The sequence below is a fragment of the Paramesorhizobium endophyticum genome, from assembly GCF_014640615.1.
Classification (GTDB): Bacteria; Pseudomonadota; Alphaproteobacteria; order Rhizobiales; family Rhizobiaceae; genus Paramesorhizobium; species Paramesorhizobium endophyticum.
The window spans coordinates 74,496-99,570 of record NZ_BMHH01000009.1; the positions used below are offsets into that span (position 1 = coordinate 74,496).

Annotated in this window: 26 protein-coding genes and 1 other RNA gene; 14 read left to right on the forward strand and 13 right to left on the reverse strand. The window is 61.9% G+C overall.

Translation table 11 applies throughout. The annotated features are described in order from the left end of the window. Positions 1 to 13: 13 nt before the first annotated feature. Entirely contained in the window at positions 14 to 2,002 is a 1,989-nt protein-coding gene (gene tkt / locus IEX53_RS12580; RefSeq protein ID WP_188824518.1) for a transketolase, read from the reverse strand. A gap of 325 nt (positions 2,003 to 2,327) precedes the next feature. On the opposite strand from tkt, the gene IEX53_RS12585 reads away from it, so the two are divergent. From IEX53_RS12585 to IEX53_RS12610, 6 genes are all read left to right on the forward strand, one after another. Next, positions 2,328 to 2,600 carry a DUF4164 domain-containing protein gene (locus IEX53_RS12585; protein WP_188824519.1) on the forward strand — a complete coding sequence of 91 codons (273 nt, stop codon included), beginning with the start codon at positions 2,328 to 2,330 and terminating at the stop codon, positions 2,598 to 2,600. Between the two features lie 69 nt (positions 2,601 to 2,669). After that, on the forward strand, positions 2,670 to 3,044 hold the full coding sequence (locus IEX53_RS12590; RefSeq protein WP_188824520.1) for a cell division protein ZapA: 375 nt from the start codon (positions 2,670 to 2,672) through the stop codon (positions 3,042 to 3,044). Positions 3,045 to 3,139: 95 nt separating this feature from the next. Further along, a non-coding RNA gene (gene ssrS, locus IEX53_RS12595) (6S RNA) lies at positions 3,140 to 3,296 on the forward strand. Between the two features lie 135 nt (positions 3,297 to 3,431). Beyond that, on the forward strand, positions 3,432 to 4,010 hold the full coding sequence (locus IEX53_RS12600; protein ID WP_188824521.1) for a 5-formyltetrahydrofolate cyclo-ligase: 579 nt from the start codon (positions 3,432 to 3,434) through the stop codon (positions 4,008 to 4,010). Between the two features lie 12 nt (positions 4,011 to 4,022). Beyond that, positions 4,023 to 4,847: a TIGR00282 family metallophosphoesterase gene (locus IEX53_RS12605; RefSeq protein WP_188824522.1), complete on the forward strand. Its 825-nt coding sequence runs from the start codon at positions 4,023 to 4,025 to the stop codon at positions 4,845 to 4,847. Between the two features lie 257 nt (positions 4,848 to 5,104). Beyond that, positions 5,105 to 5,851, forward strand: coding sequence for a TerC family protein (locus IEX53_RS12610; protein ID WP_188824523.1), 747 nt, complete (start codon positions 5,105 to 5,107; stop codon positions 5,849 to 5,851). A 50-nt stretch (positions 5,852 to 5,901) separates the two neighbouring features. Here the strand turns inward: IEX53_RS12610 and IEX53_RS12615 are convergent, their stop codons facing one another. Both IEX53_RS12615 and IEX53_RS12620 read right to left on the reverse strand, forming a co-directional pair. Next, positions 5,902 to 6,327, reverse strand: coding sequence for a DUF1284 domain-containing protein (locus tag IEX53_RS12615; RefSeq protein ID WP_188824524.1), 426 nt, complete (start codon positions 6,325 to 6,327; stop codon positions 5,902 to 5,904). Further along, positions 6,324 to 6,899 carry a biotin transporter BioY gene (locus IEX53_RS12620; RefSeq protein WP_188824525.1) on the reverse strand — a complete coding sequence of 192 codons (576 nt, stop codon included), beginning with the start codon at positions 6,897 to 6,899 and terminating at the stop codon, positions 6,324 to 6,326. Before IEX53_RS12620 ends, IEX53_RS12615 begins: the two co-directional genes overlap by 4 nt. Positions 6,900 to 7,101: 202 nt before the next feature. Between IEX53_RS12620 and IEX53_RS12625 the strand changes: the two genes are divergently transcribed. Next, entirely contained in the window at positions 7,102 to 7,848 is a 747-nt protein-coding gene (locus IEX53_RS12625; RefSeq protein WP_188824526.1) for a YebC/PmpR family DNA-binding transcriptional regulator, read from the forward strand. Positions 7,849 to 7,928: 80 nt separating this feature from the next. Here IEX53_RS12625 and IEX53_RS12630 read toward each other — a convergent pair whose 3' ends face one another. The 3 genes from IEX53_RS12630 to rpmE form a co-directional block, all read right to left on the reverse strand. Beyond that, a complete protein-coding gene (locus tag IEX53_RS12630; RefSeq protein ID WP_188824527.1) occupies positions 7,929 to 8,147 on the reverse strand; it encodes a hypothetical protein in 219 nt (72 codons plus the stop codon). Between the two features lie 64 nt (positions 8,148 to 8,211). Further along, complete coding sequence (locus IEX53_RS12635) at positions 8,212 to 8,790, reverse strand: AAA family ATPase (RefSeq protein WP_188824615.1); 579 nt, start codon at positions 8,788 to 8,790, stop codon at positions 8,212 to 8,214. Between the two features lie 247 nt (positions 8,791 to 9,037). Beyond that, positions 9,038 to 9,259: a 50S ribosomal protein L31 gene (gene rpmE / locus IEX53_RS12640; protein ID WP_188824528.1), complete on the reverse strand. Its 222-nt coding sequence runs from the start codon at positions 9,257 to 9,259 to the stop codon at positions 9,038 to 9,040. 176 nt (positions 9,260 to 9,435) lie between these two features. Between rpmE and IEX53_RS12645 the strand changes: the two genes are divergently transcribed. Then, the gene (locus IEX53_RS12645; protein ID WP_188824529.1) at positions 9,436 to 11,262 is read left to right on the forward strand and encodes an ABC transporter transmembrane domain-containing protein; all 1,827 of its coding nucleotides are present in this window, start codon (positions 9,436 to 9,438) and stop codon (positions 11,260 to 11,262) included. Positions 11,263 to 11,349: 87 nt separating this feature from the next. After that, entirely contained in the window at positions 11,350 to 12,342 is a 993-nt protein-coding gene (locus IEX53_RS12650; protein WP_188824530.1) for a Bug family tripartite tricarboxylate transporter substrate binding protein, read from the forward strand. A gap of 329 nt (positions 12,343 to 12,671) precedes the next feature. Here the strand turns inward: IEX53_RS12650 and IEX53_RS12655 are convergent, their stop codons facing one another. The 7 genes from IEX53_RS12655 to IEX53_RS12685 all read right to left on the reverse strand — a co-directional run bounded on the left by IEX53_RS12655 (position 12,672) and on the right by IEX53_RS12685 (position 20,058). Further along, positions 12,672 to 14,327, reverse strand: a complete 1,656-nt coding sequence (locus IEX53_RS12655; protein ID WP_188824531.1) for an FAD-binding dehydrogenase — start codon at positions 14,325 to 14,327, stop codon at positions 12,672 to 12,674. A gap of 237 nt (positions 14,328 to 14,564) precedes the next feature. Then, entirely contained in the window at positions 14,565 to 15,596 is a 1,032-nt protein-coding gene (locus IEX53_RS12660) for a peptidoglycan -binding protein (RefSeq protein ID WP_188824532.1), read from the reverse strand. Position 15,597: 1 nt separating this feature from the next. Next, a complete protein-coding gene (locus IEX53_RS12665) occupies positions 15,598 to 16,623 on the reverse strand; it encodes a MotA/TolQ/ExbB proton channel family protein (protein WP_188824533.1) in 1,026 nt (341 codons plus the stop codon). Between the two features lie 68 nt (positions 16,624 to 16,691). Then, positions 16,692 to 17,483: an inositol monophosphatase family protein gene (locus IEX53_RS12670; protein WP_188824534.1), complete on the reverse strand. Its 792-nt coding sequence runs from the start codon at positions 17,481 to 17,483 to the stop codon at positions 16,692 to 16,694. A gap of 230 nt (positions 17,484 to 17,713) precedes the next feature. Beyond that, a complete protein-coding gene (efp, locus tag IEX53_RS12675; protein ID WP_188824535.1) occupies positions 17,714 to 18,277 on the reverse strand; it encodes an elongation factor P in 564 nt (187 codons plus the stop codon). A gap of 131 nt (positions 18,278 to 18,408) precedes the next feature. Continuing rightward, on the reverse strand, positions 18,409 to 19,398 hold the full coding sequence (locus IEX53_RS12680) for a tetratricopeptide repeat protein (RefSeq protein ID WP_188824536.1): 990 nt from the start codon (positions 19,396 to 19,398) through the stop codon (positions 18,409 to 18,411). A 3-nt stretch (positions 19,399 to 19,401) separates the two neighbouring features. Then, a complete protein-coding gene (locus IEX53_RS12685; protein WP_188824537.1) occupies positions 19,402 to 20,058 on the reverse strand; it encodes a thiamine phosphate synthase in 657 nt (218 codons plus the stop codon). Between the two features lie 156 nt (positions 20,059 to 20,214). Here IEX53_RS12685 and IEX53_RS12690 point away from each other — a divergent pair, with 156 nt between their 5' ends. The 5 genes from IEX53_RS12690 (at position 20,215) to ruvA (ending at position 25,066) form a co-directional block, all read left to right on the forward strand. After that, positions 20,215 to 20,982, forward strand: coding sequence for a sulfite exporter TauE/SafE family protein (locus IEX53_RS12690; protein ID WP_188824538.1), 768 nt, complete (start codon positions 20,215 to 20,217; stop codon positions 20,980 to 20,982). Between the two features lie 178 nt (positions 20,983 to 21,160). Further along, a complete protein-coding gene (locus IEX53_RS12695) occupies positions 21,161 to 22,336 on the forward strand; it encodes an OpgC family protein (protein WP_188824539.1) in 1,176 nt (391 codons plus the stop codon). 365 nt (positions 22,337 to 22,701) lie between these two features. Further along, a complete protein-coding gene (rcdA, locus tag IEX53_RS12700) occupies positions 22,702 to 23,214 on the forward strand; it encodes a protease adaptor protein RcdA (protein WP_188824540.1) in 513 nt (170 codons plus the stop codon). Between the two features lie 728 nt (positions 23,215 to 23,942). Further along, entirely contained in the window at positions 23,943 to 24,452 is a 510-nt protein-coding gene (gene ruvC, locus IEX53_RS12705; RefSeq protein ID WP_188824541.1) for a crossover junction endodeoxyribonuclease RuvC, read from the forward strand. After that, on the forward strand, positions 24,449 to 25,066 hold the full coding sequence (gene ruvA / locus IEX53_RS12710; RefSeq protein WP_188824542.1) for a Holliday junction branch migration protein RuvA: 618 nt from the start codon (positions 24,449 to 24,451) through the stop codon (positions 25,064 to 25,066). Before ruvC ends, ruvA begins: the two co-directional genes overlap by 4 nt. The last annotated feature ends 9 nt before the right edge of the window (positions 25,067 to 25,075 follow it).

Genomic DNA, 25,075 nt, shown 5'->3' on the forward strand with positions numbered 1-25,075 from the left:
TTGATGTTGAAGGTCAGGCTTTCAGCTTCGTTTCGGCAGCCTCGACGACAGCTTCCGCCGTGATGCCGAAATGCTTGTAGAGGTCCTCGATGGGGCCGCTGGCGCCAAAGCCCTTCATGCCGATGAAGACGCCGTTTTCGCCGATGAAGCGTTCCCAGCCGAGCGAAATCGCCGCCTCGACGGCAATCCTGACCGGGGCATTGCCGAGGGTCGCCTGCTGATACGCCTCAGGCTGCCGGTCGAACAGCTCGAAGCAGGGGACGGAGACGACGCGCGTCGGAATGCCCTTTTCCTCGAGCTTGGCGCGGGCGTTGAGCGCGATTTCCACTTCCGAGCCGGTGGCGAAGATGGTCACCTTGGCCTCGCCGCTGGCCTTCGCCAGTTCATAGGCGCCACGGGCGGATAGGTTCTCCTCGGTGTGCTCGGTGCGGACCGTCGGCAGGTTCTGGCGGGTGAGGGCGAGCGTCGAAGGGGTCTTCGTCGATTTCAGCGCGATTTCCCAGCATTCGGCGGTTTCCACCACGTCGGCGGGGCGGAACACCATATTGTTGGGGATGGCGCGCAACGCGGCCAGTTGCTCGACCGGCTGGTGCGTCGGGCCGTCCTCGCCGAGGCCGATGGAATCATGCGTCATCACATAGACGACGCGGATGCCCATCAGCGAGGAGAGGCGCATGGCCGGGCGGCAATAATCCGAGAAAGTCAGGAACGTGCCGCCATAAGGAATGATGCCGCCATGCAGCGTCAGGCCGTTCATGGCCGCGGCCATGCCATGCTCGCGGATGCCGTAATGGACATAGCGCCCGCTATAATCACCCGGCACGATCGGCTTGGTCTGGCTGGTCCTGGTGTTGTTGGAGCCGGTCAGATCGGCGGAGCCGCCGATGGTCTCGGGGACAACGCCATTGATGACCTCAAGCGCCATCTCGGACGCCTTGCGGGTCGCGACCTTGGGCTTCTCGGCGGAGAGCTTCTTCTTGTATTCGGCAATCGCCTGCTCGAAGTCTTTCGGTAGGTCGCCGCGCATGCGGCGCTCGAATTCGGCGCGGGTCTCGGCATCGGCGGCAGCCAGACGCTTCTCCCACGCTTCGCGCTCAGTCGCACCGGCGCTGCCGGCGGCGCGCCAGGCTTCGATGACATCGGCAGGAACGGTGAAGGCTTCCGACGACCAGCCGAGCGCCTTGCGCGTGGCGGCGATTTCCTCCGCGCCGAGCGGCGAGCCATGGACCTTGTTGGTGCCGGCCTTGTTGGGCGCGCCGAAGCCGATGGTCGTTTTGCAGGCGATCAGGGTCGGCTTGTCGGAGGCGCGGGCCGTTTCGATGGCCTGGGCAATGGCTTCCTGATCATGACCGTCGACGCGCAGCGTGTTCCAGCCCGAGGCGGCGAAGCGCGCGCACTGGTCGGTGTTGTCGGACTGCGAGACCGGGCCGTCGATGGTAATGTTGTTGTCGTCCCAGAAGACGATGAGCTTGTTGAGCTTCAGATGCCCGGCAAGCGTGAGGGCTTCCTGGCTGATGCCTTCCATCAGGCAGCCGTCGCCCGCCAGCGCATAGGTGTAGTGATCGACGAGATCGTCGCCGAAATGCGCATTCAGGATGCGCTCGCCGAGCGCCATTCCGACAGCATTGGCGAAGCCCTGTCCGAGTGGGCCGGTGGTCGTCTCGATCCCGCTGGCATGGCCATATTCCGGATGACCGGCGGTCTTCGATCCCAACTGGCGGAAATTCTTGATGTCATCGATGCTCATGTCCTCATAGCCGGTGAGGTAGAGGAGCGAATAGAGCAGCATCGAGCCATGGCCGGCCGACAGGACGAAACGGTCGCGGTCGGGCCAGTGCGGGTTCTTGGAATCAAACTTCAGAAACCGGGTGTAGAGCACCGTGGCGATATCGGCCGCGCCCATCGGCAGGCCGGGATGGCCGGAATTGGCCTTCTCCACCGCATCCATCGATAGGAAGCGGATTGCGTTTGCCATCTGGTTTTGATTTTCGGAATTCGTCATGGGTCTGGCCTCGTTTGATAAGGCTTGGGGGCGCCGGTTTCGGCAATATGGGAAAGCACGCGACACATAGCAGGTAGGGAGGTGGAGTCAACAAAACCATGCCCTCAAGGTTCCCTTTTGCGGGCGGCTTCGCGGCGCATCCGGGCGGGCCTGTACGTTGCCAGCAAAAAGTCATAATGAAGCCATAAGCAGTGTATGACTTTTTCATGGCGGCCATGATTTGTTGCGCATAATCAAAGCACGCACTAATATTTGTAAAGAGCCGTTTTCAAGCAATAGGTTTGCGCTGAAAATTGAGATAAAGGGTTAGGGGATAAAAGCAGGCATGGCAGCGGAAACGACCCTCAGGCAAGTTATGGACAGGCTGGACAGGGCGCTGGGCGCGCTGGAGGAGGCCGTCGATCTCCGGCTCGAGAAAGAGGTCGATTATGCGGAGGCGGAGGAGGAAGTGCAGCGCATGAATACCGACCGCAGCCGTCTTGCGCAGGAGCTCGATATTTCCGAGGGTCGCGCCGAGCGGCTGGAAGCGGCAAACCGCGAAGTGTCGCGGCGTCTTGTCACAGCGATGGAGACGATCCGCGCCGTGCTGGATCGATAGGGCAGGCCTTGGAAAAGTGGGAACTGATTTCGCGCGGGCTTGCGAAGTGGAAAGGTTAAAGGGGATTGGATGGCGACGGTCACGGTGACGATCGATGGCAAGGCCTACCGCATGGCCTGCGACGAAGGGCAGGAGGCGCACCTCACCGGCCTTGCCGAGCGTTTTGATCGCTACGTCACGCATCTGAAATCCTCCTTCGGCGAAATTGGCGACCAGCGCGTGACCGTGATGGCCGGCATCATGGTGATGGACGAGCTCACCGAATTGCAGAAGCGCCTGAAAGGGCTGGAGAGCGAAGCCGAAACACTGCGCCGCTCGCGCGACGAGGCGCTGAACCGCGCCGACAACAATGAAGCCGTGCTGGCCGGCGCGCTTTCCGATGTTGCGAGCCGCATCGAGGCGCTGGCAGCGAGACTCGCGCCGAAGCCGGGAGGCATTGGCTAGCTACGCTGCTACGCCGGCAAAAAAGAAGCCGACATCTTCTTCATTTCGAATGAATGCACTGGCGTGCCGGAACACGCCATCCTATATTGGGCATCGGCGTACTGCGCTTCGCGACAGGAGTAACTTATTCCCCGGGGCCTTATTGATCTCAAGGGAGCTGTCCCTGGAAAGGCCCGTGGGCTTTTTCATACGGCGCCCACCTACTATGTAGGTTCCCGGGATCAATCTCTCCATCGGTTGTCGTGGTCGCCACTTACCCCAGCCATCGTCATTCTCGGGCTTGTCCCGAGAATCTGCAACGTAACGTTCAAGCGGGACGGTAGTCGCCTTTCGTCTTCTTATGGTAGATTCTCGGGACAAGCCCGAGAATGACGGCATGGGGGGAGCGTGGACAACAAAGAACAGAAAGCCCAACTCCGGCGTGAGGCGCTGGCGCGGCGCGATGCGCTCGATGCCGGTTATCGCGAGAGAGCGTCGTGCATGGCGGCGGGGCATGACACGGGAATTCCATTCACACCCGGCGCTGTTATTTCCGGCTTCTGGCCGATCCGCTCCGAGATCGATCCGCGGCCGCTGCTGTCCGTGCTTCACGAACGTGGCGCGCGGCTTTGCCTGCCCGTGGTGCTGGACCGGGAAACCATCGTCTTTCGCGAATATGTGCCGGGTGCGCCGATGATCGAGACGGGATTCGGTACGCGGGGACCCGGCCTGGACGCGGCGCTTATCGATCCCGACATCATGCTCGTGCCGCTCGCCGCCTTTGACGCGCATGGCGGGCGCATCGGCTATGGCGCGGGGCATTATGACCGGGCAATTGCGCGGATGGCGGAACGGAACATTGTTCCGGTTCTGATCGGCCTTGCCTTCGATGCGCAGGAGGTGGCGCAGGTGCCGCAGGAGCCGCATGATATCAAGCTTTCACAGATCCTCACCGAGAGCGGCTTGCGCGCGGTCGGCTCCGCCTGATAAAGGCAGGCAATGAGGTTTCTTTTTCTTGGCGATATGGTGGGCCGGTCGGGGCGCACGGCAGTGTTTGAAAAGCTGCCGGGGCTGATCAACGATTTGAAGCTCGATTTCGTGGTGGTGAATGGCGAAAACGCCGCGGGCGGGTTCGGCATTACCGAGGAGATTTTTCGCCATACGCTTGAGGCCGGCGCGGATGTGGTGACCACCGGCAACCATGTCTGGGACCAGCGCGAGGCGCTGGAATTCGCCAGGCGCGAGGAGCGCTTTCTGCGCCCCGCCAATTTCCCCAAGGGCACCGCAGGCAAGGGCTCGGGCGTCTATCTCGCCCGCAATGGCGCGCGGGTGCTCGTCTCAAACATCATGGGCCGGGTGTTCATGCACCCTGATCTCGACGATCCGTTCCAGGCGGCGGAGGACATTCTTGCGGCCTGTCCGCTGGGCGAGCAGGCCGATGCGGTCATCTTCGATTTCCACGCCGAGGCGACCAGCGAGAAGCAGTGCTTCGGGCATTTCCTCGATGGCCGCGCGAGCCTTGTCGTCGGCACGCATACCCATGTGCCGACCGCCGACTGGCAGATATTGAATGGCGGCACGGCCTATATGTCCGATGCCGGCATGTGCGGCGATTACGATTCCTCGCTCGGCATGGACAAGGAGGAGCCGCTCAACCGCTTCCTTTCCAAGGTGCCGAAGGGACGTTTCGAGGCGGCGAGCGGTCCGGCGACCATCTCCGGCGTTTGCGTGGAGATATCCGACCGCACCGGGCTTGCCGAAAAGATCGCGCCCTTGCGCATCGGGCCGCGCTTGCAGGAAGCGATGCCGGATTTCTGGAACTGATCCTGCTGGAGTCCCTTCACCCCCGTGGTTCGAGGCTCCCCTTCGACAGGCTCAGGGTCGCACCTCACCATGAGGGTGAAGGGTGCCGGCGCTTCATGATCCGGTATCTGGAAGGCGGAGCGTCTCCTTAGCCCCTCATCCTGAGGTGCTCGCGAAGCGAGCCTCGAAGGGCGAGGGGCGCCTGGCGATGATCCATTGACGGCGGACCGTACGATCCCTACTTAACCGCGGACTGAAGCGTTTTCGTGGGGACGAGCATGGATATGATTGCCGAGCATTTGTCGTTTCTTTCGGAGCCTGCGGGGTGGGCAGCGCTCGCCACGCTGGTGGTCATGGAAGTCGTGCTTGGCATCGACAACCTCATCTTCATCTCGATCCTCACCAACAAGCTGCCACCTGAGCAGCAATCCCGCGCCCGGCGGCTCGGCATCGGCGCGGCGCTCATCCTGCGGCTGGCGCTGCTCTTCACCATCTCCATCATCGTGCAACTGACCCAGCCGGTTTTCGAGCTGTTCGGTCATGGCTTCTCCTGGCGCGACCTGATCCTGATCGCGGGCGGCTTGTTCCTGGTCTGGAAGGCGACGAAGGAAATCCATCATTCGGTCGATCCGGAAGACCATAAGGAGACCATGGTCGGCGGTGCGGTGAAACTCACGCTCGGCGCGGCGATAAGCCAGATCCTGCTTCTCGACCTTGTCTTCTCCATCGATTCGATCATCACGGCCGTCGGCATGACCGATGAAATCGCCATCATGGTGATTGCGGTGATTGCCGCCGTGACCGTCATGCTGGTTGCCGCCGACCCGCTGTCGCGCTTCCTTGCCGACAATCCGACCATCGTCATGCTGGCGCTGGGCTTCCTCCTGATGATCGGCATGACGCTGATCGCAGACGGCTTCGGCTTCCACGTGCCGAAGGGCTATATCTACGCCGCGATGGGCTTCTCGGCGCTGGTCGAGGGGCTCAACATGCTGGCGCGGCGGAAGAGGAAGGCAGGGAAGTGATATCTTTATAGCCGCATGATCTTATCCAGAAAGTCTGCAACTTTCTGGGATCATGCGGGCGCGACCCGCACCCCGGCATAGCCGCCTTCCGCCACGCTTGAGCAAAGCGCGAACCATTCGCAATCCCGGCAGGCCTCACGGGTCTGCCCGGTGGCGAAAGCGCCGCGCATCGTGGCGAGCATGGGGGCGTCGAGCCTGATATGGCTGCCGGGCGCGAGGGATTGGCCCAGAAGCGCCGACACCGCCTGGAGCGCCTTAGCATCACGCGCGGTGACGCTTTCGTTGAAGCAATGGCAGCCGTTTGTACCGAGCAGCGGGGCGCAGACATCGTCCGGCCCCGCCACCAGTAAAATATCCTCTCCGCTGGCCAGCCGCCCCGCTATTTCATCGTAATTGGCGGTGAAAGCGGGGCTGTAGCCTTTGCCGACATAGGTCAGCATGCAGAGAAGATGATGCGCGCGAAGCTTGACCGTCACTGACGAACAGACGCCTTGAGGATCGCCGCGCCCAGCGCCGACTTGATGAGCGCGCCGATGAGGAAGGGCGTAACACCTACAGCGATGGCCTGGTCAAAGCCGATGAGCGTGGAGAGCCATGCCGCGCCGATACCAAGGCAGAGCGCATTGGCGATGAGGAAAGAGGCGAAGGCGAGCAGCACGTTGCGCCCGTTCCAGCCGCGCTCGGCGAGCCAGCCGATGGCAGCCGCAATGATCGGGAACGAGGCGAGATAGCCTGATGTCGGGTGGCCGACGAAATAGGGCAGGCCGCCCGCGCCGCCGGCGAGGACCGGCAGGCCCATGGCCGCTTCCGCCAGCCATGCCAGAACCGTGAGCGTGCCCAGCCGCCAGCCATAGAGCGCGCCGATCAGCGGCACGATCAGCGTCTGCAGCGTGATCGGAACGGGGAGCATCGGCACCTCGATCTGCGAGGTGGCGGCGAGAACGAGCGTACCGGCCAGTACGGCGATGATCTTCGTGGCCGTGGAACGGCTGTCGAGCCGCAAGGGGCTGAAAGCGGGCCGGATTGCCGGGGAGGTCGTATCACGCATGGAAAGTCTCCTTATTGCGAATAATCGACAGACCTCTATACGATCCGCCGGGGGCGATGAAGGCCAAAGTTCGTGTGGTCCGGGTCTCTGGACGCGGGCGGCCATTTTTTCTATAAGGCCGGGATTCTTTTGTTTAGCCGCATTTATGCTAAGCTGGGTGTCCAATCCGGCTGCGAAATGCACGAAATAACGCAGGGGTGCCATGGCTGGCCATTCACAGTTTAAAAACATCATGCACCGCAAGGGCCGGCAGGATGCCGTGCGGTCGAAAATCTTTTCCAAGCTTTCGCGCGAGATCACGGTTGCCGCCAAGCAGGGGCTGCCCGATCCGGCGATGAACCCGCGCCTGCGTCTGGCGATCCAGAACGCCAAGGCGGAATCCATGCCGAAGGACAATATCGAGCGCGCCATCAAGAAGGCCTCGGGCAATGACGGCGAGAACTATGACGAAGTGCGCTATGAGGGTCGCGGCCCCGGCGGCGTGTCTGTCATCGTCGAGGCGCTGACGGACAATCGCAACCGCACCGCCTCCAATGTGCGCGCCGCCTTCACCAAGGCCGGCGGGTCGCTGGGTGAAACCGGCTCGGTCTCCTTCATGTTCGACCGCGTGGGCGAGATCGTCTACAAGCCGGGAGTGGCCGACGCCGACAAGGTGATGGAAGCGGCCATCGAAGCCGGGGCCGACGATGTGCAGTCGGACGAAAACGGTCATGTCGTCACCTGCGCCTTCGAGAATATCGGTGAAGTGTCGAAGTCGCTGGAAGCGGCGCTGGGCGAGGCGGAGTCGATCAAGACGATCTGGAAGCCGCAGACCCATACCGAACTCGACGAGGAAAAGGCCCGCTCGCTGCTGAAGCTGCTTAACGTGCTTGAAGACGATGACGACGTGCAGAACGTCTACACCAATTTCGAAGTCAGCGACGAAGTGATGGAAAAGCTGAGCGCCTGATTTTTCAAACATACATGATTGTATGAAAAACTCCCGGGTGGACGGCCCAGGAGTTTTTTGTTGGGTTGAACAGTTCGTTTTCAGAGCTGTTTATGTTTTGATGGAATCGCGTGAATTCTGGTTGGGAACCTTGTTGTCATGAAGATGGAGAGGAATGGATCCCAGTGACAAGCACTGGGATGACGGGTTGCTTTGCTGTTGGCAATCAAATCTTCAACCTCTCCGCTCGGCAGAGACATATCCAGTAGTGCGGGAAACATCTTCACCCCGTCATCCCAGTGCTTGTCACTGGGATCCATTCCTCTCCGGTGGTGTGCCGCGACGATAAGAAATGAGCCAGCCGTTTCCGATCTATACCTCTAATCAAGCGTTCGCCCTCTCCACCAGCATATCGAAAAGCCTTTCCACCGCGCCAGCATCGGCGGTGTCCACAATTGTCATGCTATGTTTCTCCGCCGATGCCCGCATCTCGCTATTATCGCGGACGGATCGCTCGGTGAATTTGTCGATCAGTACCCGTTGGTACGCATTAGCCTCCACATATCTGGCCTCGCGGCGAATCCGCTCGCGCAGGAAATCCTCATCGGCCCACAAGCACACTGCAATCCCACCCAACGCGGCGATGTATTCCGGGCGCAGCGCCGAGCCTTCCATGATGAAAGGCCTCCTGGCCCGCGTCTTGGCTTCGATCTTCTGCCGGATCAACGGCCACATATTTTCGTGATGCACCCGCAGGAACCAGTAGATGGTTTCAGGCGACAGGCTTGCGTAATATTCGGCAACGGCGGGAGGAATATCCGGCCATGGGCGACCGGGATGGCGGGCGAGTTTGTCCGTGGAGATGAGGTTCCAGCTCAGCCTATCGGCCAGCCGGGCCGCCAGCGTCGTTTTGCCGACATGCGAGCTTCCGGTGATGAATATGGCCGGCACGGATTGCTGCAATGGCTCGTCATGATGACGCGCGAGATCGAGCCCGGCGTGGCGCAGAGGCGAGTTCATCAGAAACTGTACCATCGTTGCATTTTTTGCGGTCTTCTTCCCCTGTCTTTCTGCTGGCATGACGAAAGGCCTCTCCTCATCGTGTCTATGATGACACTACCCCTGCTGCCTGTTCCAGGGCCATGGACACTTCCACCCAACAAAAAACCCCGCCGAAGCGGGGTTTCGATCTTCACGCCTGCAACCCGGCTTAGATGCCGAGATTGCCGAAGCGGTTCTTGAAGCGGGAGACGCGGCCGCCGCGGTCGACGAGGCTCCCCGTGCCGCCCGTCCAAGCCGGATGGGTGGTCGGGTCGATGTCGAGGTTCATCGTGTCGCCTTCCTTGCCCCAGGTCGAGCGGGTCAGGTACTCGGTGCCATCGGTCATCACGACCTTGATGGTGTGGTAATCGGGATGGATATTGGCTTTCATCGTTCACATTCCTGAAGAATACTGGCGAGAACCATGCTTCGATGATATCGAAATCGCGGCACTTCCGCCCACTGGCAAACTTGATGCCGCAGACTTGAGTATCCACGGCTTCCAAAAGGGTTGGCGAGCCTATACATCAGCCCGACGGCAATAACAATCCCAAACATCAGGAAACAATGGCCGATACATTTTCCCAGAAGCCGGAGCGGACCGAGGACAAGCCAGCCGAGCGGGACCCGCGCAAGGTGGCGCCGCTCAAACGGCTCGCGCCCTATCTCGCCCGCTACAAGGCTACGGTCGCCGGGGCGCTCGTGGCGCTCGTGCTTGCCGCTGCGGCGACGCTTGTGCTGCCCATCGCGGTGCGGCGCATGGTTGACCATGGCTTCACCGCCGCCAACAGCCATTTCATCAACGATTACTTCGGCATGCTGGTGGCGCTGGCGGCGGTTCTCGCGGTGGCGTCCGCCGCGCGCTATTATTTCGTCATCACGCTTGGCGAGCGGGTGGTGGCGGCGCTGCGCCGCGACGTGTTTTCCCACGTGGCGACCCTGTCGCCCGATTTCTTCGACCGCACCCTGTCGGGAGAGATCGTCTCGCGGCTTGCCGCCGACACGACGCAGATCAAGTCCGCCGTGGGCGCGACGGCTTCGATGGCGCTGCGCAACCTGATCCTTGGGCTCGGCGCGGTGGCGATGATGGTCGTCACCAGCCCGAAGCTTTCGGCGCTGGTCATCGCCGCCATTCCGTTCATCGTGCTGCCGCTCATCGCCTTCGGACGCTCGGTGCGGCGGCGGTCCCGCGCGGCGCAGGACATGCTGGCGCAGGCCACGGCCTATGCGGGCGAGCAGATCTCCGCCGTGCGCACGCTGCAGGCCTTCACCAACGAGGCGCTGGTGACGAAGCAATTTTCCAATGCTGTGGACAATGCGTTCGTGGCGGCGCGCGCGTCGATCCTGGCGCGCTCGTTCCTGACGGCGGTAGCCATCTTCATGGTGTTTTCCAGCGTCGTGGCGGTGTTGTGGTTCGGCTCGCGCGACGTGCTTTCGGGCGTGATGACGCCGGGCACGCTCGGGCAATTCCTGCTTTATGCGGTGCTGGCTGCGAGCGCTCTCGGGGCATTGTCGGAAGTGTGGGGCGACCTGGCGCAGGCGGCGGGGGCGACGGAACGGCTGACGGAGCTTCTTGCCGAGCAGCCGGCGATTGCCGCGCCCGCCCATCCGGTGGCGCTGTCCAGGCCGGCGCAGGGCGCGCTCGCCTTCGATCATGTGCGCTTCGCCTATCCGGGGCGGCCCGATGCGCCGTCCCTAAACGACATCAGCTTTGCCGTGAAGCCCGGCGAGACCATCGCCATCGTCGGGCCATCAGGCGCGGGCAAGAGCACGCTGTTCTCGCTGATCCTGCGCTTCTATGATCCGCAATCGGGCCTGATAAGGATGGATGGTGTGGATCTGCGCGATGCGGACCCGCTCGATTTGCGCGGGCGCATTGCCATGGTGCCGCAGGATGTGGCGATCTTCGCCGCGTCGATACGCGAGAATATCGCCTTCGGCAGGCCCGGTGCCGACGACGCGGAAATCGAGGCGGCGGCGAAGGCGGCGCTGGCGCATGATTTCATCCTGGCGCTGGAGAATGGCTATGACACGCAAGTGGGCGAGCGCGGCGTGACGCTTTCGGGCGGCCAGCGCCAACGCATCGCCATCGCCCGCGCCATATTGCGCGATGCGCCGGTGCTGCTGCTCGACGAGGCGACCTCCGCGCTCGATGCCTCCAGCGAGATGCTGGTGCAAAAGGCGCTGGAGCATCTGATGGAGGGGCGCACGACCCTCATCATCGCGCACCGGCTTGCCACCGTGCTCAAGGCCGACCGCATCCTTGTCCTCGATGAGGGACGGATCGTCGAGGAAGGCACGCATGCCAGTCTCGTCGGGCAAGACGGTATCTATGCCCGGCTTGCCCGGTTGCAGTTCGAGGCGGGCGCGGATGCGTTCCGCGCGGCGGAATAAGCGCCGCCGGAGAACATTATCCGCCTTGCGTCCTGATCCTGCCCGTCTATCCTGAGAATGTTGCCTTATTCTTGGGAGGAGAAGACCATGGCATTTTCAACAATGACCCGCCGTGCGCTTGTCGCGCTCGGCGCAGGCGTGCTGGCTTCCTTGGCGCTCGGCGCGCCGGCAAGTGCGCAGCAATTTCCCACAAGGCCCGTCACGCTCGTCGTGCCGTTCTCGGCCGGCGGCTCGACGGATGTGGTTGCGCGTATCATCGCGGAGAAAATGGCGGATGGGCTCGGCCAGCAGGTGGTCGTCGAAAATGTCGGCGGCGCGGGCGGCAGCCTTGGCGCGGACCGCGTGGCGCGGGCGGAACCGGACGGCTATACGATCCTGATGGGAACGGTTGCCACCCATGCGCTGAACCCGCTCATCTTCAAGACCAAGCCCTATGATGCGGAGAAGGATTTCGCGCCGGTCTCGCTGCTGGTCCTCGTGCCGAATGTTCTGGTGGTGAACCCGAAGCTGCCGGTAAAGGATGTGAAGGAGCTACTGGCGCTGCTGAAGGCCGACCCCGAGGGCTACGCCTATGCCTCGTCAGGCAATGGCACGCCGCTGCATCTCTCAGGCGAATTGTTCAAGAGCATGGCCGGCGTTGGCATGCAGCATGTGCCCTACAAGGGGGCCGGCCCGGCGCTCAACGACGTGATCGGCAACCAGGTGCCCATCATGTTCGACAATCTGCCGTCTTCGTCCGGGCATATCAAGGCCGGTACGCTGCGCGCGCTGGCGGTGACCACGAAGGAACGCGCCGCGTCGTTCCCGGATGTGCCGACGGTCGCCGAATCCGGGATTCCCGGTTATGAGACCTACACCTGGAATGCGCTGTTCGCGCCAGCGGGCACGCCGCCTGAGGCCGTCGCCAAATTGAATGAAGCCGCGAACAAGGCGCTGAAAGATCCGGCTGTTATCGCGCGGATGAAAGATTTCAGCGCGACGGTTGTGGGCTCGACGCCGGAGGAACTGGGCAAGCATGTGACGGCGGAACTGGCGAAGTGGAAGCCGGTGGTGGAGAACGCGAAGATACAGATGGATTGAGGGGCGTTAGAAATTGATCGGATATGTCGGCGGGACAGAAGGGGCGCTGTCCAGCCAGCATTTCCCATCCGGGATTCAGCGCCAAGCGTCCTCGTGGTTCGAGGCGAATTCCGCGGCGCTTCATTCGCACCTCACCATGAGGGCTATTGAAGCGCCGCGCTTCTCAATCTTATTCTGAGGCGCCCACGCTCCCTCACCTTAATCCTGAAGCGCCGGGGCGTCCCTTCACCCTCATCCTGAGGTGCTCGCGAAGCGAGCCTCGAAGGGCGAGGGTGAAGGGATTCCATGGTGCTGTTTGTGTCAAAGCGTGAAGCGCTTGAAGGCTACCCCTACGCCTTCGCCGCCGCCCGGCCCGCTATCCGCCCGGAAAATATGCACCCGCCCAGAAACGTCCCCTCCAGCGCGTTGTATCCATGATACCCGCCGCCGCCGAAGCCCGCCGCTTCCCCCACCGCGTAAAGGCCCGGAACGGGCACACCGGAACCATCAAGCACTTGCGCTTGCAGATTGGTGTGAAGACCGCCAAGCGTCTTGCGGGTCAGGATATGGAGGCGGACGGCGATGAGGGGCCCCGCTTCGGGGTCGAGGATGCGGTGCGGTTTAGCCGTTCGCACCAGGCGGTCGCCGAGATAGTTGCGTGCGCCGCGAATGGCGGTCACTTGCGCGTCCTTGGAATATTTGTTGGCGATTTCGCGGTCACGCGCCTCGATCTGAGTGCGCAGATGCTCGAGATCGATGCGCTTTTCGCCTGACAGCCGGTTCATGCCCTCGACCAGTTCGGGCAAGGTTCTGGCGACGATGAAATCCTCACCGTGGCTCTTGAACGCCTCCACCGGCGGCGGCGCGCCCTTGCCGAGGCGGCTTTTCAACAGCAGCTTCCAGTCCTTGCCGGTCAGGTCGGGGTTCTGCTCGGAGCCTGACAGCGCGAATTCCTTCTCGATGATTTTCTGCGTCAGCACGAACCAGGAATAATCATGGCCGGTCGAGAGAATGTGCTTCAGTGTGGCGAGCGTGTCGAAGCCCGGCAGGCAGGGGGAGGGGAGGCGATTGCCCTTCGCGTCGAACCAGAGCGAGGATGGGCCGGGCAGAATGCGGATGCCGTGATTGGGCCAGATCGGCGACCAGTTCTTCAGCCCCTCCGTATAATGCCACATGCGGTCGGTGTTGATGGTCGCGCCGCCCGCCTCGACGGCGATGCCGATCATCCGGCCATCGACATGATCAGGGACGCCGGCGACCATATGCGCAGGCGGCTCGCCCAGCCGGTCGCGCGGCCAGTTCTTGCGCACCAGATCGAAATTGCCGCCAATGCCGCCCGAGGCGACGATGACCGCGCCGGCGGAGAATTCGAACGATCCGGTGATGTCGCGGTTCGATTTTTCGCCGCGTTTGGTGGTCGAGGGCGCGAGGATTTCACCCGACACGCCGGTGACAGCGCCGTTCGTCATGAGAATATGGCTGACGCGGTGACGGCATTTGATGGCGATGCGGCCCTTGTTTATCGCCTCGCGCACCCGACGCTCGAACGGATCGACCACGCCGGGGCCGGTGCCCCAGGTAATGTGAAAGCGCGGCACGGAATTGCCATGGCCGGTGGCAAGGCTGCCGCCGCGCTCGGCCCAGCCGACTACTGGGAACCAGCGCAGCCCGAGCGAATGGAGCCATGCGCGCTTTTCGCCTGCTGCAAATTGCAGGTAGGCTTCGGCCCATTGTTTCGGCCAGTGATCCTCGGGACGATCGAATCCGGCTGAGCCGAACCAGTCCTGCCGCGCAAGGTCGAAACTGTCCTTGATGCCCATGCGCCGCTGCTCGGGCGTATCGATCATGAACAGCCCGCCCAGCGACCAGAATGCCTGCCCGCCGATGGAGTTCTCGCCTTCCTGCTCGACGATGATCACCCGCTTGCCGGCGTCCGCCAACTCCGCCGCGGCAACAAGCCCGGCCAATCCCGCGCCTACGACGATGACGTCTGCGTTGGTTGTCATTTTCCCCTCCCGTTACGTCGTGAAGGGGGCTTTAAGCGTTGGCTCCAAGACACCCCCCTCTGGCCTCCCGGCCATCTCCCCCACAAGGGGGGAGATTAGCTGGGACTGCTGGTTTCGCCAATCGCCAAGATTGCAGAATGATGCACCGTCATCAATGACAGCCAATCTCCCCCCTTGTGGGGGAGATGGCCGGCAGGCCAGAGGGGGGTGTCTGGCGCGGTGCCATCAAAATTCGCCTCACCGCTCAGTCAGCTTCAACTCGATGCGGCGGTTGCGGCTTCTCGCTTCAGGCGTATCTGCAGGGTCGAGCGGCTGGTATTCGCCGAAGCCGGCGGCGACGAGGCGGTTGGCGGGGACGCCGTTGGCGATGAGAAACTTGACCACGGAGACGGCGCGCGCGGAGGAGAGTTCCCAATTATCGCGGAAGCGGCCGGTGCCGGCGAGGGGAACATTGTCTGTGTGGCCGTCGACGCGCAGCACCCAGTTGATGTCGTCAGGGATTTCCTTGTTGAGCTGGATCAGCGCCGTCGCGAGCTTCTTCATTTCCTCCTGTCCGGCGGGGCTGATATCGGCCGAGCCGCTGGGGAAGAGCACTTCCGACTGGAAGACGAAGCGGTCGCCGACGATGCGGATGTTCTCGCGGTCGGAGAGGATTTCGCGCAGGCGTCCGAAGAAATCGGAGCGATAGCGGTTGAGTTCCTGGACGCGCTGGGCGAGGGCGACGTTGAGCCGCTTGCCGAGATCGGCGATCTTGGCGTTCGACTCCTTGTCGCGCGCCTCGGAGGCATTGAGCGCTTCCTCGAGCGCGGCGATCTGGCGGCGCAACGCGCCGATCTGCTGGTTGAGCAATTCCACCTGCGACAGCGCGCGGGCGCTCACTTCCTTCTCGGCTGCGAGGTTGGTCGAGAGTTCGCCGATGCGGGCATCCGCCGCCGCGCCAGCGCCGGCCCCGGCGCTCAGAAGCGACTGCAGGCGGGAGCGCTCGCTTTCGGCGGCGCTGAGCGAGGCCTGCAAATCGGCGATGTTATCCTGCAGATCCTGCTTGCTGCTGCGCTCCAGCGAGAGAAGCTGCGTCAACTCGTTGATCTGGCTGTTGAGGCGGTTCAGCACCTCGTCCTTGTCCGTTACCTCCCGGGAGAGCAGGAACTGCGCAAGCACGAAAACCGAGAGCAGGAACATGATGGCGAGAAGCAGCGTCGACAGGGCATCGACGAAACCCGGCCAGTAATCGACATGGCGCTGCTGGCGGCGTCCCCGGGCGAGCGCCATGTCACTTCCCCTCGCGCTGGGCGATGGTGGCGCTGAGCTTTTCGAGCGTGGCGCGCATTGCCTTCTGCTCCCCGGCCTGGGCTTCCACCCAGTCGCGCATCATCTGCTGCTCACTGCGCATGTTCTTGACCAGGCCCTGAATACCTTCCGCCAGATTGGCGAGCGCAGCGGTGGTGCGCTGGGCAGGTGCCCCGGCGGTCTGCATGGATTGCAGGCGCTCGGCGAGGACGCGCAATTCCTCGGTCGTTCCGGAAGCGCCTTCCTGGCCGATGATGTCGGAGCCGAGGTCTGTCACCGAGGAAAGCCAGTTTTCCAGTTCCGTGTAGAAGCGGTTCTGGGCGCGACCGGCCTGAAGATCGAGGAAGCCGAGGATCAGCGATCCGGAGAGGCCGAAGAGCGATGAGGAAAAGGCGGTGCCCATGCCGCGCAGCGGGCTTTGCAGGCCGGTCTTCAGCGCGTCCAGCATGTCGCTGGCGTCGCCGCCCTTGGGATCCAGCGACTGGATGGTCTGGCTGATGGAGCCGATGGTTTCGAGCAGGCCCCAGAAGGTGCCGAGCAGACCGAGGAATACCAGAAGCCCGATGAGATAGCGCGAGATATCGCGGCTTTCATCGAGGCGGGTGGCGATGGAATCGAGGATCGAGCGCATCGAGCTGGTGGATAGCGCCATCGACTGGCGACGGCCGATCAGCGCCCGCATCGGTGCAAGCAGCACCGGCTCGCGGCTGCCGCGTTCCTCGAAGCCGCCGCGGAACGAATTGACCCAGCGGATTTCGGGGAACAGGCGCACCACCTGCCCGAAGGCGAGGATAATGCCGACGAGGAGAACGCCGAGGATGAGCCCGTTCAGCCCCGGATTGGTGAAGAAGAAGGTCTGGATCTGGCGTATGAGGACGGCAGCGAGGAAAGCCACGATGATGAGGAAGATCACCATCGACAGAACGACTATACGCGGACTCGACAGCCTGTAAGGATCGAAATCCGATCCAATGTCCAAATCCGCTCTCGATGCTTTTGCCTTCGCCATTCCACACCCCGATTACCCGGTTTTGTCGGTGCGGAGCCTAACCGAAATTATGGCAGCCGTCACGCAGGTTAAACCGGCTTTTTCAGCACCTGCAACAGGGCGGAGTGGATGGCTTCGTTGCCGGCGACGATGGATTTCGTCTCGAACATGTTCTGGCCGCCCTGCTTGTCGGAGAGGAAACCGCCCGCCTCGCGTATCATGAGGATGCCCGCGCCGATATCCCAGGGGGAAAGCGCTTCTTCCCAGAAGCCGTCGAGACGTCCGGCGGCGACATAGGCAAGATCGAGCGCGGCGGCGCCCAAGCGGCGGATGCCCGCCGTCTCACCCATGACATTGCGCAGTTCCAGCAAATAGTTGCCATGGTGGCCGCGGCCCAGATGCGGCACGCCGGTGCCGATGACGGCATCCTGCAGCTTGGAACGGGCGGCAACGCGCAGGCGGCGATCGTTGAGGAATGCGCCGCCGCCGCGCTCGGCGGTGTAAAGCTCGTCCATGGCGGGGTTGTAGATAACGCCGGCGACGATCTGGCCCTGGCGCTCCAGCGCGATGGACACGGCAAATATGGGAATGCCGTGCAGGAAATTGGTGGTGCCGTCGAGCGGATCGACCAGCCAGCGGTGCTGGCTGTCGCTGCCTTCGATCTCGCCGGACTCTTCCATAAGGAAGCTGTAGTCAGGCCGCGCCCGCTTCAACTCGGCATAGACGATATCCTCGGCGCGCTTGTCCGCCTGGCTGACATAGTCGCCGGGGCCCTTGAGCGACACCTGGAGGTTCTGCACTTCGCCGAAATCGCGCGCCAGGGAACGCCCTGCCTTCATCGCGGCCTGGACCATGACATTGAGGATCGCCGAACGCGCCATTTTGGTTGTTCCTTTTAATTGCTGTGTCGGTTCTAGACACCCCCCTCTGTCCTGCCGGACATCTCCCCCTCAAGGGGGGAGATTGGCTGACACGGCTCGCAGCCCTCACTTGGCAACATTGGCGATTGGTGCTGCACGTATATGAGAGCTAATCTCCCCCCTTGAGGGGGAGATGTCCGGCAGGACAGAGGGGGGTACTGTCCCGCCGACGGTTTTGTTGATGGCTGCTTTTAATCCGCCCGGCGGATATAGGTCAGCTCGTTCGTATCAACGATCACGCGCTCGCCCGATTCGATGAAGGGCGGCACGAGGATGCGGATGCCGTTTTCCAGCATCGCCGGCTTGTAGGACGAGGCGGCCGTCTGGCCCTTCACGACCGGGTCGGCCTCGGTGATCGCCAGCGTCACCTGATCTGGCAGGCGGATGCCGATGGGACGCTCCTCGTGAAGCTCGACCGTGACCATCATGCCGTCCTGCAGGAAGGCGGCGCGGTCGCCGACGAAATCCTTTTGGAGCTCGAGCTGCTCATAGGTTTCCGTGTCCATGAAAATCAGCGCTTCGCCCTGCTCGTAGAGGAAGGAGAAATCCTTCTGCTCCAGGCGGATGCGCTCGACCGTTTCGGCGGAGCGGAAGCGCTCGTTGAGCTTGGTGCCGTCGATGAGGTTCTTCAGTTCGACCTGATTGTACGCGCCGCCCTTGCCGGGCTTCACCGCGTTGGTCTTCACCGCGACCCACAGGCCGCCATTGTGCTCAATGACGTTGCCGGGGCGGATTTCGTTTCCGTTGATCTTCATGGGTTGTTCCGGATCGTTTGAATAAGGGGCGCGCTTGAGCCTATGATGGCGCAAACCGCGGCAATCGGGCTTCCAAGACCATAAATCGGCGATTTACGCAAGACGCGGCGGCAAAAGGTGGTGGTCTTATCTCACCGAAGCCTGCCGGCGCGGGCGATGGCTTCCTTGATCTGGTTGTCATCAAGGCCGTCCATGAAGGAATCGAGATCATGGGCCGAGAGCCCGGCGCGGCGCGCGACGATATACCAGGCGGCGGCCTCGATGGAGTTGCCTTCGGTGCCGATGCCGTCGCGGTAGAGCCGGGCGAGGCGGGCCTGGGCCGCGACATTGCCGGTGACTGCCGCGCGATGCATCCAGCGGAAGCCGGCTTCGTAATTGCGCGGGCCGCCGCGCCCTTCGATATACCAGGTGGCGAGATCGAGCTGCGCCGTGTCGTAGTTCTGCCGCGCCGCCCGTTCGAGATATTCGCGCGCCTTCTTGTCGTCGCGCGGGATTTTCAGCGTGCCGTTGGCATAGATCTGGCTGACGGCATATTCGCCATCGGCAAGCCGCGCCTCCGCAGCTTGTCTGAACCAGGGAAGCGCCTTGTCGAGCCCGGTTTCGCCGGGGTGATTGGCCATCATCAGCTGGCCGTAATTGAACTGCGCCATCGGGTTGCCGGCTTCCGCCGCCGCCAGCATCAGCTTTTCCGCCCTGGCCTTGTCGCGCGGGATGTCCTTGCCCGAAAGCAGCATTGCGCCATAGCGGAACTGCGCCTCGGTGACGCCCTGGTCCGCGGCCTTTTCATACCACCGCGCCGCCTCGACCGGGTTGACCGGGACGCCGAGCCCGCGCGAATAGATCTCCGCCGCGAGCACCTGCGCCGCCGGATCGCCTTGCTGCGCGCGCGGCAGGGCGAGGTTGAGCGCGGTCAGGTACAGTCCGCGCTGGAATGCGCCGAACGCCTCGTCCGCCGGTTTTTCGCCGAAACGGTTGGGATCGAAAGCCGGCAGGGAATCGGTCGAAGCCGGTTGCCGCAGCATCACCGGGTTGTCGTCCTTTTTCGCAGGCTGTGCCGCCTCAGCCAATGCGCCGGGCAGCGTGGCGGACAGGGCAAGGGCTATGATCGGCAGTTGCTTCATCGCTCAATTCTCGAAACGCGACGCGGTTCCATCGAGCAGCCGGTTGGCTTCACGCATGGCCGCAGCCGGATCATCGCTCGCGAATATGGCAGCGCCAAGGGCGACGAATTCCGCGCCCGTCGCCACCGCCTGTTCGATGCTGGCGAGCGTGTTTCCGGCCTGCACGATGCAGGGGATTTCGACCATGGCGGCCCACCATTCGGCAAGGCCGATATTGCGCGAATGCGGCTCGGGCTTCTTGTCCGCTCCTACCTTGCCGAAGAGGATATAGTCCGGCTGCATCTCTCCAACCTGAAGCGCGCCATGCCGGTCGCGCAGATTGCCCATGCCGACGATCAGCTTCGGCGCGTGGCGCTCGATGGCCTCGGCCAGATCGGCAATGCTGCTCTCGATATGGACGCCATCGGCGCCGATGCGCCCGGCGATGCGGGTGTCGTTGAAGATCAGGGCCGCCGCGCCCGCCTGCTGGATGACGGGAACGGCCTTTTGCGCCGCCGCCTGATAGGCCGCCTCGTCGAGGCCGGTGGAATCGAGAATGACGCTCGCCGCGTCACCTGCGGACAGCGTCTTGCGCAGGAGGCCGGCGAGTTCGTCGCCATCCGCCAGCGGCGGGGCGATGAGGACGATGCGGCAGCGGTCGGCTTGGTTCGGCGCGGTCATGGGATAAAGCCTAAAACGAAAGATAATGATGGAATTCGGGCATAGATCATGGCTTGCCGATTGAACAGCCCCTTCGATGGAAGTGGAGGGCAAGTTTCATCTCGCCATCCGCGCTCAAGGGCGATATGAAACGCAAATTCCCCGCAAGGCTTCTTCATGCCCGAACTTCTCGCCAATCCCTGGTTCTACGCAACGGCCATCCCGGCGGTCATCCTTGTCGGCCTTTCGAAAGGTGGGCTCGGCGGCGCCATGGGGCAGCTCGGCGTGCCGCTGATGACGCTCATCATGCCGCCGGTACAGGCAGCGGCGATCATGCTGCCGATCCTGCTGGTGATGGATGTGGCGAGCCTGTGGAGCTGGCGCGGCTATCGCGACGTGAAAACGCTGAAATATATGCTGCCGGGCGGGATCATCGGCATCGCCATCGGCTGGCTGATGGCGGCGGTGGTGACCAGCGATATGGTCAAGCTCATCGTCGGCGCGGTCGCGGTGCTGTTCGTGCTGCGCTATGTTCTCGCGGGGGCTGCGGGGAGGGCAACGCCAAGGCCGCAAAATTTCATCGCCGCGACCTTCTGGTCGGCAGTGGCGGGCTTCACAAGCTTCGTCGCCCATGCCGGCGGGCCGCCCTATCAGATCTATGCGCTGCCGCTCAGGCAGGACCCGAAGGTCTACAACGGCACCAGCGTCATCTTCTTCGCCATCATGAACGCGGTGAAGGTCATCCCCTATTTCGCGCTTGGCCAGTTCGACGCAACCAATCTTTCGGCTTCCGCCGTTCTCGCCCCGCTCGCTTTCGCCGCGCCCTTCGCCGGAGCATGGATCGTGCGGCGCATGAAGCCGGAAATATTCTATCCCTTTATCTACGCCATGGTTTTCCTCACCGGCGTGAAGCTCGTTTATGACGGCGTTGTCGCTATGTTTTGAAGGGACAAGAAAGTTGATTCCGGATCGTGCTGAATTCGGTCCTTTTTCGGGGGAACATGTGGTTGCCGGCTTCGTTTCGTCCCTTGTACGGATTATGTAGGTTCCGATCCCCGTGTGTCGGTTTCACTCCACCTGAACTTGGCGTCCCCAAGTTCTTCTTAAATTTGCAGAGATAAGAATGCAGGCTCAATTCAAGCGGGATACCCGCATCGATGTATTCAGGGCGCTGGCGCTGCTGACGATCTTCGTCAACCATGTTCCCGGTACGATCTATGAGCATCTGACGCACCGCAATCTGGGGTTCTCGGATGCCGCCGAAGCCTTTGTGCTTATCTCGGGGATCGCGGTCGGTCTTGCCTACGGGGCGAAGTTCCAGCCCGGCAGCCGTTTGTTGACGGGGCTGAAGATGTGGCGGCGGGCGGGCGTGCTTTACACCACGCACATCATGACCACCATGGCGACGCTCGCCATCTTCTGCGGCACGGCGATCTTCCTCAAGCGGCCGGAGTTCCTCTCGCAGATCAATATCAAGCCGGTGATGGATCATCCGGTGGAGGCGCTGTTCGGCATCGTCACGCTGGGCCATCAGCTGGGCTACAACAATATACTGTCGATGTATGCGGTGCTGCTTCTCATGGCGCCGGTGTTCCTGATGCTGGCGCGCATCAGCCTTGGGCTGATGGTGGGGGTTTCAGGTGTGCTGTGGCTGCTTTCCGGCCTCTATCACATCGCGCCGCCCAATTATCCGACGGCCGGCGTCTGGTTCCTCAATCCGCTCTCCTGGCAGTTTCTGTTTGTCATCGGCATTGCCGGCACGATGCATATCCGCAATGGCGGACGCATTCCGGCAAATCCGTGGCTCGTCGGCGCGTCGGTGGCATACCTCCTGCTGGCGCTCGCCTGGGTGCGTCTGCCATTATGGGGTATCAATGTCTCGATGGGGCTACCCGCCGTTCTCACAGGCTTCGACAAGTCGTTCCTCTCCACTCCGCGCCTCCTGCATGTGCTGGCGGCGAACTATCTCATCGTGGCGATCCCGGCGATTTCGAATCTTGCCCGCACCGCGCCGGACCATCCGCTGGCCATTCTCGGCAAGCACTCGCTGCCGGTGTTCATCGCGGGCACGCTGCTTGCCATGGCGGCGCAGGTCATGAAGCTCGTCAATCCCGGCGGTCTTCCCTATGACACGCTGCTGATCGCCACGGGCATCGTGGTGCAGTTCGCGCTGGCCTATTATCTCGAATGGCTGCCGCGGATTGGCTGGGGCGGCAAGGCGGCGAAGGCCGCGCCAGTGCAGCCGGCAGCCACGCATTCCTCCGGCGCCATTGCAAAACCGGTGCTTCAACCGGCCTGAAATGGCGCAGCATTAACCATCCATTAACGCTAAGCGTGTTAAATGGTTGATATCCAGTTTTTCTGGATACTTACCGAGTGGTTTCGCCACTCTGTTTGACGCCTCCCTGTTAAACTCCTGAGAGCCGCTTTCGCGGCTCTTTTTTTTGTTCACAACTTTATGGGATTGGCGGTTGCGTTAACCCTTTCTTAAACATAATCTTGCGCCACGGTGTATTGCGATGCAGTTTGCAGTGGAATTCATGACAAGGCCTGTTTCGTCTCCCGCCGGTTCGTGATCGAACCCCGCGATGGACCTTTCTTGGGCCGACTCAGATTGAAGGATGGCTGCCGGGATGGCGGCAGCGTGGGGTTGCGAAGACTGACATGATCGAACACGAGTACCGGAACAATACGATAAGGCTGGCCGAACGCGTCGTTTTCTCCGATTCGTTCAAGCCGCTTTATAAGGAGGGGATGAGCCTGGTCGAGGAAGCGGCCGCTTATCTCGACGGTCCGGGCCGTGACGAATCGAAGGCGCTGCCACGTTCGGCGGCGACGTTCTACGCCGCCGAGTCGATGCGGCTGACGACGCGCCTTATGCAGATCGCATCCTGGCTTCTTCTGCAGCGCGCCGCCCGCAATGGCGAATTGACTCGCGAGCAGGTGGCGATGGAAAAGTCCAAGGTTCGCCTCGACACTTCCTCAGCGGCTGAAGCCTTACCGGGCTGGGCGCAGATGCCTGCGGATTTCATCGACATCGTCGAGCGCTCCCTGCGCCTGCAGGAACGCGTGCGGCGCATGGATGACGAGATCTACGGCGCGCCGGTTTTCGCTGCCAACAGCAATCCTGTATCGGATCAGCTGGTGCTGCTACAAACCGCGTTTGGTGGCCGGTAAGATGGAATAGCGATGGGGGTGAGTAGAAGGATTTCTGCTCGCTTTTCTCCTTTTGAGATCGATATAGCGTTGCCTTGAAATTGCGGACTGTCGTGGTAATATCCTGAAAAGGAGGTGAGGCGCTTTTTGATCAGGAGGACCGGGCCGAAGCCCGATCCCTTTAAGTTAGGAGTTGTAGGTAAGTTCGATTTCGATTTGCAGACCGAAGAACTTAACCTTCCTGATTTTCACACGCCTCACCTCCTTTCATCTGCCGGATTGGTGTCCGGCGAAGTGATCATATCCAAATAGTTTCCAAAGCAAATAGAGCTGGTTGTGGTGGATGGAAAATTTCTATCCACTGCTTGGGACATGCGGGCTGATAGTCACCTTGAAAACGGTCGGAGCCGTGGTAATATCTAAAGAAGGAGGTGAGACGACGCTATTTAACCGGCGGAGACCGGGCCGAAGCCCGATCCCCTTTTCGCTTACTTAGTTTTGCTGATCGTCAGCGTGATCCGCCAAGACCAAACTCTGACAACCAGCGTAAGCCCGGTTTTCAATCGTCTCACCTCCTTTCAGTTTGCCGGAGTGTTGTCCGGCCAAAGTGATCATATCCAAACCTTCATCAAAGCAAATAGACCCGGTTGCACTGGAAGAGAAATTTCTACTCTCGTGCTGCGAGCGGTGTTTCTCTTTTGTTCACATTTCTGCTGTCAAGTGCGGCTTGCAAACGGTAAGGTCGGCACATGAAAGAAGCGATTCGAATTATCGGGATTGACCCGGGGCTACGGCGCACGGGCTGGGGCGTGGTGGAGACGCTGGGCAATTCTCTGCGTTTCATCGCCGCCGGCACGGTCAAGTCCGACGAGAAAATGGATCTGGCGTCGCGGCTCTGCCAGTTGCATGAAGGGCTTGCGGCGGTGCTGCACCATTATATGCCGCATGAGGCGGCGGTGGAGCATACATTCGTCAACAAGGACGCATCGGCAACCTTGAAGCTGGGGCAGGCGCGAGGCATCGCCATGCTGGCGCCGGCGCAGGCCGGGTTGCGCGTGGCGGAATATGCGCCCAATGCGGTGAAAAAGGCCGTCATCGGCGTTGGGCATGGCGAGAAACAGCAAATTCATATGATGGTGAAGGTGCTGATGCCGAAGGCCGATTTCGATTCAAGCGATGCGGCGGATGCGCTGGCCATCGCGATATGCCATGCTCACAACCGGCAAAGCATCAGCGGGAGGCTCGCGGCAATCGCATGATCGGCAAGCTCAAGGGAACGGTCGACGAGATCGACGAGGATCACGCAATCATCGATGTGCATGGCGTCGGCTATGTCGCCTATTGCTCGGCGCGGACGCTGGGCAACCTGCCCCGGCCGGGCGAAGCGACGGTGCTGTTCATCGAGACCTATGTGCGCGAGGATATGATCCGGCTTTACGGTTTCGCCTCGCCGCTGGAGCGCGAGTGGTTTCGCCTGCTGCAGAATGTGCAGGGGGTCGGAGCCAAGGTGGCGCTGGCGGTTCTGAGCACGCTGACGCCTTCGGAACTCGCCAATGCCATTGCGCTGCGCGACATCGCCATGGTGAGCCGCGCGCCCGGCGTCGGCAAGAAGGTGGCGGAGCGTATCGTTACCGAGTTGAAGAACAAGGCTCCGGCCTTCGCTGGAGACACTTCCGGTACCATCGGGCTCAAGCAGGAACTGGGCGAGGGGGTGGCCGCCGCGCCCGTTGCCGATGCGGTATCGGCGCTGAGCAATCTTGGCTATTCGCGCGACCAGGCGGCCAATGCCGTCGCCGCCGCGCTGAAGCAGGCGGGCGAAGACGCGGACTCAGCGAAGCTGATCCGGCTGGGGCTGAAGGAATTGTCGCGGTGACGAGTTTGA